The 11453-nt window shown below is 69.6% G+C and carries 8 protein-coding genes; 7 read left to right on the top strand and 1 reads right to left on the bottom strand.

The features are described 5' to 3' along the window. Positions 1–291: SRPBCC family protein (locus GTY56_RS16190; protein ID WP_272923372.1), on the top strand; the 291-nt coding region annotated here is incomplete at its 5' end. 71 nt (positions 292–362) lie between these two features. On the opposite strand, the gene GTY56_RS16185 is transcribed toward GTY56_RS16190, so the two are convergent. Further along, a complete protein-coding gene (locus GTY56_RS16185) occupies positions 363–1160 on the bottom strand; it encodes an IclR family transcriptional regulator domain-containing protein (protein ID WP_161366087.1) in 798 nt (265 codons plus the stop codon). A gap of 156 nt (positions 1161–1316) precedes the next feature. On the opposite strand from GTY56_RS16185, the gene betA reads away from it, so the two are divergent. The 6 genes from betA to GTY56_RS16155 all read left to right on the top strand — a co-directional run bounded on the left by betA (position 1317) and on the right by GTY56_RS16155 (position 11401). Continuing rightward, positions 1317–2978, top strand: a complete 1662-nt coding sequence (gene betA / locus GTY56_RS16180; protein WP_161366086.1) for a choline dehydrogenase — start codon at positions 1317–1319, stop codon at positions 2976–2978. Between the two features lie 196 nt (positions 2979–3174). Next, positions 3175–4644 (top strand): aldehyde dehydrogenase family protein, encoded by a 1470-nt coding sequence (locus GTY56_RS16175; RefSeq protein ID WP_161366088.1) that lies wholly within the window; start codon positions 3175–3177, stop codon positions 4642–4644. A gap of 19 nt (positions 4645–4663) precedes the next feature. Next, complete coding sequence (locus tag GTY56_RS16170) at positions 4664–5752, top strand: quaternary amine ABC transporter ATP-binding protein (RefSeq protein WP_161366085.1); 1089 nt, start codon at positions 4664–4666, stop codon at positions 5750–5752. Continuing rightward, complete coding sequence (locus tag GTY56_RS16165; RefSeq protein WP_161366084.1) at positions 5752–7761, top strand: ABC transporter permease; 2010 nt, start codon at positions 5752–5754, stop codon at positions 7759–7761. Before GTY56_RS16170 ends, GTY56_RS16165 begins: the two co-directional genes overlap by 1 nt. 13 nt (positions 7762–7774) lie before the next feature. Continuing rightward, positions 7775–8737: an ABC transporter substrate-binding protein gene (locus GTY56_RS16160; RefSeq protein ID WP_161366083.1), complete on the top strand. Its 963-nt coding sequence runs from the start codon at positions 7775–7777 to the stop codon at positions 8735–8737. Between the two features lie 225 nt (positions 8738–8962). Then, on the top strand, positions 8963–11401 hold the full coding sequence (locus GTY56_RS16155) for a GcvT family protein (RefSeq protein WP_161366082.1): 2439 nt from the start codon (positions 8963–8965) through the stop codon (positions 11399–11401). Positions 11402–11453 lie beyond the last annotated feature (52 nt).

The following is an 11453-nucleotide window of genomic DNA, read 5'->3' as shown; positions in this document are numbered from 1 at the left end:
CCCGACCACGTGATCTTCCACCGGATGTACCCGGTCGCCGCGGACCGCACCATCGTCGAGTGTGACTGGCTCTACCTCAAACACGTCGTCGAGAGCGGCAAGGACGTCAGCCGGTCCGTGGAGCTCTTCGACCGGGTCAACCGGCAGGACTTCGACGCGTGCGAGCGCTGCCAGCCCGCGATGAGCTCCCGGCTCTACGCCAAGGGCGGGGTCCTCGTGCCCAGCGAGCACCATATCGGCGCGTTCCACACCTTCGTCCAGGAGCGCCTGGGCTCGGGGCGGCCGCGGTAACGACGGCTCCCCGTGTCCCGGCTCCCGGCCCCCAACCGCGAGGGGCGGCCGGTACAGGCGGCGCGGCAGGCTCAGCCCAGGTAGCCCATCCGGTGGCTGATCTCGTCCGCGCCCTTGACCAGCACCGGAGCGAGGTCGTGCATCCGCTCCTCGGTGAGCCGGTACGCCGGCCCCGAGGCGCTGATCGCCGCGATGACCTCGCCGTCCCGGTTGCGGACCGGGGCCGCCATGGCGTGCAGTCCCGCCTCGAACTCCTCCAGCGTCCAGGAGTAGCCGCGCTCCAGCGCCTCGGCCAGGTTCTTCTCCAGCTTCGTCTTCGCCGTCAGGGTGCGCGGCGTCATCTTCTTCAGTCCCGCGTCCGACAGCAGCGCGGCACGTTCCTTCGCCGGCATGTGGGCCAGCAGGATCTTGCCGCTGGAGGTGGCGTGCAGCGGCGTCAGCTGGCCGACCCAGTTGAACGCCGTGACGGCGCCCGGACCGCGCACCTGGTACAGGTTGATCGCGTACTTCTCCTGCATCACGGCGAGGTTCACCGTCTCGCCGATCTCCTCGGCGAGACGCTCGCAGACCGGGCGGCTCTGCTGGGTGATGTCGATGCGCCCGGTGACCGCGCCGGCGAGACGGACGATGCCGAAACCGAGGCGGTACTTGCCGCGCTCACCCGCCTGCTCGACCAGACCGCGCACCTCCAGAGCGCCCAGCAGCCGGAACGCGGTGGACTTGTGGACGTCGATCTCGGCTGCTACCTCGCTGACGCCCGCCTCGCCGCGCCGGGCCAGGATCTCCAGCACGGTGATGGCTCGATCGACGGACTGAACTCCGCCGGTCGGCGCACTTGTCGTTTCGGTATCTGGATGGTAGTTGCTCACGACGCAACTATACGGGCGATTAACATAGCCGACAGCGGTGCAGGTCACGGCCTTCACGAGAAAACCAGAAGTTGCGTTGTCCGCAACCTGGTGCGCATAGAGATACCGGTACTAGCATGCCGCGCATTCTCTACGGCGCGAGCGAGACGAGGCCTCATGGCTGACTTGCAGTACGACTTCGTCATCGTCGGTGGTGGATCGGCCGGCAGTGCACTGGCCAACCGGCTCTCCGCGGATCCCGGCAACCGGGTTCTGGTTCTGGAGGCGGGCAGGCCCGACTACCCGTGGGACGTCTTCATCCACATGCCCGCGGCACTGACCTACCCGATCGGCAGTCGCTTCTACGACTGGAAGTACGAGTCCGAACCCGAGCCCCACATGGGCGGCCGGCGCGTCTACCACGCGCGGGGTAAGGTCCTGGGCGGCTCCAGCAGCATCAACGGCATGATCTTCCAGCGCGGCAACCCCATGGACTACGAGCGCTGGGCGGCCGACCCCGGCATGGAGAACTGGGACTACGCGCACTGTCTGCCGTACTTCCGGCGGATGGAGAACTGTCTGGCCGCCGACCCGGACGACGAGTTCCGGGGTCACGACGGCCCCCTCGTCCTCGAACGGGGCCCCGGCACCAACCCGCTCTTCGAGGCCTTCCTCAAGGCCACCGAGGAGGCGGGGCACGCCCCCACCGACGACGTGAACGGCTACCGGCAGGAAGGTTTCGCCAGGTTCGACCGCAACGTCCACCGCGGGCGCCGGCTGTCGGCCGCCAAGGCCTACCTCAAGCCCGTGCGCAAGCGGCCCAACCTGACCGTCACCACGCGTGCCCTGGTCACCCGCGTCCTCTTCGAGGGCAAGCGAGCCGTCGGCGTCGAGTACCGGCGCGGCCGCGGCAGGCCCCAGCAGGTGCGGGCCGGGGAGGTCATCCTCTGCGGAGGCGCGATCAACTCCCCGCAACTCCTCCAGCTCTCCGGCGTCGGCAACGCCAAGGAGCTCGCGGCGCTGGGCGTGGACGTCGTACACGATCTGCCGGGCGTCGGCGAGAACCTCCAGGACCACCTGGAGGTGTACATCCAGTACGGCTGCAAGCAGCCCGTCTCCATGCAGCCCTACCTCGCGAAGTGGCGGGCCCCCTTCATCGGCCTCCAGTGGCTCTTCCGTACGGGGCCGGCCGCGACCAACCACTTCGAGGCGGGCGGCTTCGTTCGCGGCAACGACGACGTGGACTACCCCAACCTGATGTTCCACTTCCTGCCCGTCGCGGTCCGCTACGACGGCTCCGTCCCGGCCGGCGGACACGGCTACCAGGTGCACGTCGGACCCATGTACTCCGACGCCGTCGGCTCGGTGAAGATCAAGAGCAAGGACCCCGCCGAGCATCCCGCGCTGCGCTTCAACTACCTCTCCACCGAGCAGGACCGCCGCGAGTGGGTCGAGGCCGTCAGGGTCGCGCGCAGACTGCTCAACCAGCCCGCCATGGCCCCGTACAACGCCGGGGAGATCTCGCCCGGCCCGTCCGTGGAGAGTGACGAGGAGATCCTCGCCTGGGTCGCCGAAGACGCCGAGACCGCGCTGCATCCCTCCTGCACCTGCAAGATGGGCACCGACGACATGGCCGTCGTGGACCCGGCCGACCTGCGCGTGCACGGCGTGGAGGGACTGCGGGTCGTCGACGCGTCCGTGATGCCCTACATCACCAACGGCAACATCTACGCCCCGGTGATGATGATCGCGGAGAAGGCGGCCGACCTCATCCTCGGCAGGGATCCGCTGCCGCCGTCCGGGGCCGCGTACTACCGGCACCGCGAAGCATCCGCGTAACCCACTGTTTTCAGACAGCCGACCGGCCCGGAAATCCGGTGGTCCGGGCTGGTCGGCGTCGGGTTCTATGGGTTGCCTCCTTGGCAGAACCGTCACCGGCCAACCCCTTGACGTGGGTTCCCGCCTTCTCCAGAGTGTTCCACCACAAGCAATGCGGTGCGCGATGCGCAACGCGATTCGCTCGAAGGGCCCCGACGTGGCAGACCTGTACGTGGACGGAAAATGGCGGGATCCCGTGGCCGGAGGCCACCGGGACATCCGCTGCCCCGCAGACGGCACACTCTCCGTGACCGTGTCCGAAGGCACCCGCCCCGACGCCGAGGCGGCCATCGCCGCGGCCCGCCGGGCCTTCGACGAGGGGCCCTGGCCGCGCACCCCCGAGCGCGAGCGCGGCGCGCTCCTGCTGCGCACCGCCGACATCCTCGAACGCGACGCCGACGCGTTCGCCCGCGCCGAATCGCTGGACACCGGCAAGCGGCTGGTGGAGAGCGAGTACGACATCGCCGACGTCGTCTCCTGCTTCCGCTACTACGGCGGCCTCGGCGGCACCGACGCCGGCCGCGTGATCGACACCGGTCGCGACGACGCCGTCAGCCGCGTCGTGTACGAACCGATCGGCGTGTGCGCCCTGATCACCCCCTGGAACTACCCGCTGCTCCAGGCGAGCTGGAAGGTCGCCCCGGCCCTCCTCGCCGGCAACACCATCGTGCTCAAGCCCAGCGAACTCACCCCCTCCACCTCGATCCTGCTGATGAAGGCCCTGGCGGAGGCCGGACTTCCGGACGGCGCCGCCAACCTCGTCCTGGGGCCGGGGCCCGAGGTGGGAGCACCGCTCGCCGAGGACCCCGCCGTCGACATGGTCTCCTTCACCGGCGGCCTGGACACCGGAAGACGCATCATGGCCACCGCCGCCGCGACCGTGAAGAAGGTCGCGCTGGAGCTCGGCGGCAAGAACCCCAACGTCGTCTTCGCCGACGCCGACTTCGAGACGGCCGTGGACTTCGCGCTCACGGCCGTCTTCCTGCATTCGGGCCAGGTCTGCTCGGCCGGCGCCCGGCTGATCGTCGAGGACGCGCTGCACGACCGGTTCGTCGACGAGGTGGTCCGCCGCGCCCGGCTGATCCGCCTCGGCGGCCCGTTCGACCCGCAGGCCGACACCGGCCCGCTGATCTCCGCCCAGCACCTGGCGAAGGTCGAGGCGTACGTCGCGGCTGGACTCGCGGAGGGCGCCGTCCTGCGCTGCGGCGGCGAACGCCCCGGCGACCCGGCCCTGGCCGGCGGCCACTACTACCCGCCGACCGTGCTCGACGCGTGCGGTCAGTACATGAGCGTGGTGCACGAGGAGTCCTTCGGGCCGGTCCTCACCGTGGAGCGCTTCACCGACGAGGACGACGCCGTACGCATCGCCAACGACACCGCGTACGGACTCGCCGGAGCCGTCTGGACGCAGGACGCCGGCAAGGCCCAGCGGGTCGCCCGCCGACTGCGCCACGGCACGGTGTGGATCAACGACTACCACCCCTATGTGCCGCAGGCGGAATGGGGCGGGTTCGGGCATTCCGGCGTGGGCCGGGAGCTGGGACCGACCGGCCTGGACGAGTACCGGGAGCCCAAACACATCTGGCAGAACATCCAACCCCGGCCGCAGCACTGGTTCCGCGGCTGAACGCCGAAAGAGGTCGAGCATGACCCCAGCAACGACCGAGGCGTCGCGGCGGCGCGACACCCCCCAGGACTCGGCACCCACCCCGGTCATCTCCGTACGCGACCTGTGGAAGGTGTTCGGGCCCAAGGCGGCCCAGGTCCCCGGCTCCGAGGAACTGCGCGGACTCACCCGCCGCGAACTGATGGACCGCACCGGATGCACGGCCGCCGTGCGTGACGTGAACTTCGAGGTCGCCCCCGGCGAGGTGTTCGTCGTGATGGGCCTGTCCGGCTCCGGTAAGTCCACCTTGGTGCGCTGTCTGACGCGGCTCATCGAACCCACCGCCGGCGAGATCCTCTTCGAGGGCGAGGACATCCGCGACGCGGACGCGAGCCGCCTGCGCGAGCTGCGCCGCAGCAAGTTCTCCATGGTCTTCCAGCACTTCGGGCTGCTGCCGCACCGCCGGGTCGTCGACAACGTGGCCTTCGGCCTGGAGATCCGCGGCATGAGCAGGGCCGAGCGCACCAGGCGCGCGCTGGAGGTCGTCGAACTCGTCGGCCTCTCGGGCTACGAGAGCTCCTACCCCGACCAGTTGTCCGGCGGCATGCAACAGCGCGTGGGTCTCGCCCGCGCCCTGGCCGGCGACCCCGACGTCCTGCTCTTCGACGAACCGTTCTCGGCGCTCGACCCGCTGATCCGCCGGGACATGCAGAACGAGGTCGTCCGTCTGCACCACGAGGTCGGCAAGACGATGGTGTTCATCACCCACGACCTGTCCGAAGCGCTGCGGCTGGGCGACCGCATCCTCATCATGCGCGACGGCAGGATGGTCCAGTGCGGCACCGGCGACGAACTGGTCGGCGCCCCCGCTGACGACTACGTACGCGACTTCGTCAGGGACGTGCCCCGCGGTGACGTGCTGACCCTGCGGTGGATCATGCGCCCGGCGGAGCCCGACGACCCCCTGGACGGCCCCGAGCTGGGCCCGGACGTCGTGGTCAAGGAGGCCACACGGGCGGTGCTCGCGGCCGACAAGCCGGTCAAGGTCGTCGAGAACGGCAAGCTGCTCGGCATCGTCGGCGATGACGAGATCCTCGCGGTGGTCGCCGGACAGGAAGGCGACGCCTGATGACCGTCGCCGTACAGAAGACGGAAAGGCCGGAGAGAACCGGGGCCGGGGAGCCGCCCGCTCCCGCCCGGCGCGCGCCCACGGTCAGCCGCTCGGTGATCGTCGCCGGGATCCTGGTCGTCTGGCTCGTCCTCTTCGCCGTGCTGCGCGGCAAGCACACCCTGTCCCTCGCCGCGGCCGATCTGACCGACCTGCACCGTTGGTTCAACGACGTCAACGACTCCATCGGCGCGAACCGCAACTCCAACCCGCTCTTCCTCTACTTCTTCAACGAGATCCGCCTGGTCATCGACACCCTGGTGACCTTCGTCCAGGAGCTGATCTCGCAGCCGACCGCGGGCCGTCCGGTGCCGCAGATCGGCTGGCTCGGAGTCGTGGGCATCGTCGGCTACGTCTCCTGGGCCGTGGGCAACTGGCGGGTCGCGCTGCTCGCCGTCGCCGGCTTCACCTTCCTCGGCCTCCAGGGCCTCTGGCAGGAGAGCATGGACACGCTGGCGCTGACCCTCTCGGCGGTTTTCGTGGCCCTGCTGTTCGCCCTTCCCCTGGGCGTGTGGGCCGGGCTGTCCGACCGGTTCAACCGGATCGTGACGCCGTTCCTGGACTTCATGCAGACGATGCCGACCTTCGTCTACCTGGCACCCCTGACCCTGTTCTTCCTGATCGGTCCGGCCTCCGCCACCATCGCGACGGCCATCTACGCGGCGCCGCCCGCGATCCGCATCACCGCCCACGCCATCCGCTCGGTTCCCGGGACCACCGTCGAGGCGGCGGACTCGATGGGCGCGACGCGGCGCCAGACGCTGCTGAAGGTCCTGCTGCCGATGTCCAAACGGACCGTGGTGATGGGCGTCAACCAGACCATCATGGCCGCCCTGGCCATGGTGACCATCGCGGCCCTGATCAACGCGCCCGGCCTCGGAGCGACCGTCGTCCAGGCCCTGCAGTCGCTGGACGTCGGCACGGCGTTCAACGCGGGACTGGCCATCGTCGTCATGGCCATCGTGCTCGACCGGGTCACCACCGCCGCGAGCGGACGGGCCGACACGGCACGGGGTTCGGACAGTCCCTTCCTCAGGTGGCGGCGGCACCTGCTGGTGGCCGGGGGAGTGGCGGCCGCGGTACTGGTGTACCTGTCGCACACGTACCTGTGGGCGGCCGAGTTCCCCGGCGAGGGCGGCACCGGCAGCACCATCGCCAAGGCGGCCACCGACGCGACCACCTGGGCACAGGACAACCTGTCGGGCCTGACCAACGCCTTCCGCGACGTCCTCACCAACGGCCTGCTGAACCCCTTCCAGACCCTGCTGACCGACTCCCCGTGGTGGCTCGTCGGCGCCGCCCTCGTCGCACTCGGCACGGTGCTCGGCGGATGGCGTGCCGGGGCCACCACCGCCGTGTGCGTGGGGCTGCTCATCGCCACCGGCGTGTGGTCGGACGCCATGACGACCCTGGCCTCCACCGCGGTGGCGACCGTGCTCGTGATGCTGCTCGGCGTCGTCCTCGGGGTGTGGATGGGACGCAGCGCGCTCGTCGACCGGCTGCTCAGGCCGTCCCTGGACGCGGCCCAGGTCATGCCGCCGTTCGTCTATCTGGTGCCGTTCCTCGCGCTGTTCGGCGCGACACGGTTCACGGCGATCGTCGCCGCGATCGTCTACGCGGCACCCGTCGCCATCAAGATCATCGCCGACGGGGTGCGGGCCGTGCCCGGGACCACCGTCGAGGCGGCGATGTCCACCGGATGCAACGCCTGGCAGATCATCACCAAGGTCCAGCTGCCGATGTCACGCGGCGCCCTGACGCTCGCGACCAACCAGGGCCTGATCTACGTGCTGTCGATGGTCGTCGTGGGCGGCCTGGTGGGAGCGGGCGCCCTCGGCTACGACGTCGTGGCCGGGTTCTCGCAGGGCCAGTTGTACGGCAAGGGACTGGCGGCCGGACTCGCCATCGTCCTGCTCGGAGTCATGTTCGACCGGATCACTCAGGCGGCGGCTCGCCGCGCCGGAGCATAAGGAGCACCTCACCATGGCACGACACTTCAGAGCCGGCGCGGCCGGCCTGGCCGTCCTCGGCCTCACCCTCACGGCCTGCGGGGGCGCGAAGGTCGGCGACGACAGCGCGGCCGGCTCGGGCAGCTCGGGCAAGTGCGGCACCTTCAACCTCGCCATCAACCCGTGGGTGGGCTACGAGGCGAACGCGGCGGTCCTCGCCTACGTCGCCGAGCACGACCTCGGCTGCAAGGTCGAGCAGAAGGACCTCAAGGAGGAGATCGCCTGGCAGGGCTTCGGCACCGGCGAGGTCGACGCCGTCGTGGAGAACTGGGGCCACGACGACCTGAAGAAGAAGTACATCACCGATCAGAAGACGGCCGTCGACGCCGGCCCGACCGGCAACAAGGGCCTCATCGGCTGGTACGTGCCGCCGTGGCTGGCGAAGGCGCACCCGGACATCACCGACTGGAAGAACCTCGACAAGTACGCGTCGAAGTTCAAGACCTCGGAGTCGGGCGGCAAGGGGCAGCTCCTCGACGGCGACCCGTCGTTCGTCACCAACGACGAGGCGCTGGTGAAGAACCTCAAGCTGGACTTCAAGGTGGTGTACGCGGGCAGCGAGACCGCGCTCATCCAGGCCTACCGCAACGCCGAGAAGAACAAGGAATGGGTGATCGGCTACTTCTACGAGCCGCAGTGGTTCATGTCCGAGGTGCCGCTGAAGAAGGTCAGCCTGCCCGAGTACAAGGAGGGCTGCGACGCCGACGCGGAGAAGGTCGCCTGTGACTACCCCGTGTACGAGCTCGACAAGATCGTCAGCGCGAAGTTCGCCAAGTCGGGCAGTCCGGCCTATGACCTGGTGAAGAACTTCACCTGGACGAACGAGGACCAGAACACCGTGGCGAAGTACATCGCGGTGGACAAGATGGCGCCCGAGGCGGCGGCGAAGAAGTGGGTCGAGGCCAACCGCGGCAAGGTCGACGCCTGGATCAAGTAGCGCGCGGGAACGCCCGTGTGAGTCCGGCCGGAGGGCCCGGCAGGCTGTGTCGTCAGCCTGCCGGGCCTCGTCGTTTTGCATGGTTTCCGCCCCGCCGTGGACGGGTGTTTTCCGGCGTCGCGGACCTCTTGACACGCCGATGTGCGGCGGGCACATTGAGTTGCGCAACCTGAATCCTGTTGCGTAGACAGCAACTGGATCGCTTTCAACGTCGGAGGTGCGGCGATGGCGGGACCCCGGGTGGTCATCATCGGAGCGGGGGTCGTGGGGGCGGCGCTCGCCGACGAGATCTCCGCGCGCGGCTGGACCGAAGTGACCGTGGTCGACCAGGGCCCACTGCCCGCCACCGGGGGTTCGTCGTCGCACGCCCCGGGCCTGGTCTTCCAGACCAACCCCTCCAAGACCATGACGGAGATGGCCCGTTACACCGTCGAGAAGTTCCGCTCCCTCGACGTCGACGGGCAGCCCTGCTTCCTCCAGGTCGGCGGCCTGGAGGTGGCCACCACCCCGGAGCGCGTCACCGAACTCCGGCGGCGCCACGGCTGGCTCGCCTCCTGGGGCATCGAGTCCCGGCTGCTGAACACCGAGGACTGCGTCGCACAGCACCCCCTCGTCGACCCGGACAAGGTCCTCGCAGGCCTCCACGTGCCGACGGACGGCCTCGCCAAGGCGGTCCTCGCCGTCGAGGCGCAGATCCGCCGGGCCACAGAGCGCGGCGTCCGCTTCCTCGCCCGCCACGAAGTCCTCGACGTCCAGCAGGCCGAGGGAGAGGTGACCGGCGTCCTGACCGACCAGGGCGAGATCCCCGCCGACATCGTCGTCTGCTGCGCCGGCATCTGGGGCCCGAAGATCGCCCGCATGGCCGGCATGAGCCTCCCGCTCACCCCGCTCGCCCACCAGCTCGCCTGGACGGGCCCCGTCCCGGCCCTGGCCGGGCAGACGCAGGAGGCGGTCCGCCCGATCCTGCGCCACCAGGACGCCGACCTCTACTATCGCGACCGCTTCGACCGGCTGGGCATCGGCTACTACGGCCACCGCCCGATGCCGGTGTCCGCCGACGACATCCTCTCCGTGGACGAGGCCGACGAGATGCCGTCCGTCCTGAAGTTCACCGAGGAGGACTTCGAGAGGGCCTGGACCGAGACGCAGTCACTGCTCCCGGCGACGAAGGACGCCAAGGTCGAGGAAGGCATCAACGGCCTGTTCTCCTTCACCACCGACGGCCTGCCCCTGCTGGGCGAATCCCCGGACGTCAAGGGCTTCTGGGTCGCCGAGGCCGTCTGGGTCACGCATTCCGCCGGCGTCGGGCGGGCCATGGCCGAATGGCTGGTCGACGGCTACTGCTCCTCCTTCGACCTGCACGAGTGCGACGTCAACCGCTTCGAGCCGCACCAGCTCTCACCGGAGTACGTGCTGGCCCGCGACTGCCGGAACTTCGTGGAGGTCTACGACATCCTCCACCCCCTCCAGCCGTCGGGGGACCCGCGCCCGATCCGCACCAGCCCGTTCCACACCCGCCAGCAGGAGCTGGGCGCCTTCTTCCTGGAGGCGAACGGCTGGGAGCGGCCCCAGTGGTACGAGGCCAACGCCGGGCTGGTCGAAGGCCGCTCCATCGTCACCCCCAACGACTGGGCCGCGCGGTACTGGTCGCCCGTCGTCGCCGCCGAGGCCCAGACCACCCGCGAGACCGTGGCGATGTACGACATGACGGCCCTCAAGCGGCTGGAGGTCAGCGGGCGCGGCGCCGGTGAGTTCCTGGAGCGGCTGTGCACCGGCAAGGTCGCCAAGTCCGTCGGCTCGGTGACGTACACGCTGCTCCTCGACCACGACGGCGGCATCCGCAGCGACGTCACCGTCGCCCGGCTGGCTCCCGACCTCTTCCAGGTCGGCGCCAACGGCAACCTGGACCTCGACTGGTTCACCCGGCACCTCCCCGCCGACGGCACGGTCCAGGTGCGTGACATCACCCCCGGCACCTGCTGCATCGGCCTGTGGGGGCCGCGCGCCCGCGACGTCCTCCAGCCGCTCACCGACGCCGACTTCTCGGCGACCGGCCTGAAGTACTTCCGCGCCAAGCGCGCCCACATCGGCTCCGTGCCGGTCACCGCGATGCGGCTGTCGTACGTCGGTGAGCTCGGCTGGGAGCTGTACACCACCGCGGACCTGGGTCTGAAGCTGTGGGACACGCTGTGGCGGGCGGCCGAGCCGCTGGGCGGGATCGTGGCCGGGCGGGGCGCGTTCAACAGTCTCCGCCTGGAGAAGGGCTACCGGTCCTTCGGCACGGACATGACGTACGAGCACGACCCGTACGAGGCCGGCGTCGGCTTCGCCGTGAAGCCCGACAAGGACGACTTCGTGGGGAAGGCGGCGCTGGAGCGGCGCAAGGCCGAGGTCCGGCGGAAGCTGACCTGTCTCACGATCGACGACCCCGAGGCCGTCGTCATGGGCAAGGAGCCGGTGTACGACGGGGACCGTGCGGTGGGGTACGTCACCAGTGCGGCGTACGGCTACACGATCGGCAAGGGCATTGCCTATGCGTGGTTGCCGGTGGAGCTGGCCGCTCCGGGGACGGTTCTGCAGATCGGGTACTTCGACCAGTCCGTCGAGGCGGTTGTGGCTGAGGAGCCGTTGTTCGATCCGTCCATGTCCCGGCTTCGTGGGTGAGTTTCTCGTGTGCCGGTGCGTCGTGGCTTGTCGCGCAGTTCCCCGCGCCCCT

The organism is Streptomyces sp. SID5643 (genome assembly GCF_009872555.1).
GTDB classification, from domain to species: domain Bacteria; phylum Actinomycetota; class Actinomycetes; order Streptomycetales; family Streptomycetaceae; genus Streptomyces; species Streptomyces iakyrus.
Note: the sequence above shows the minus strand (reverse complement) of the source record. Positions and strands in the feature narration are given on the sequence as shown.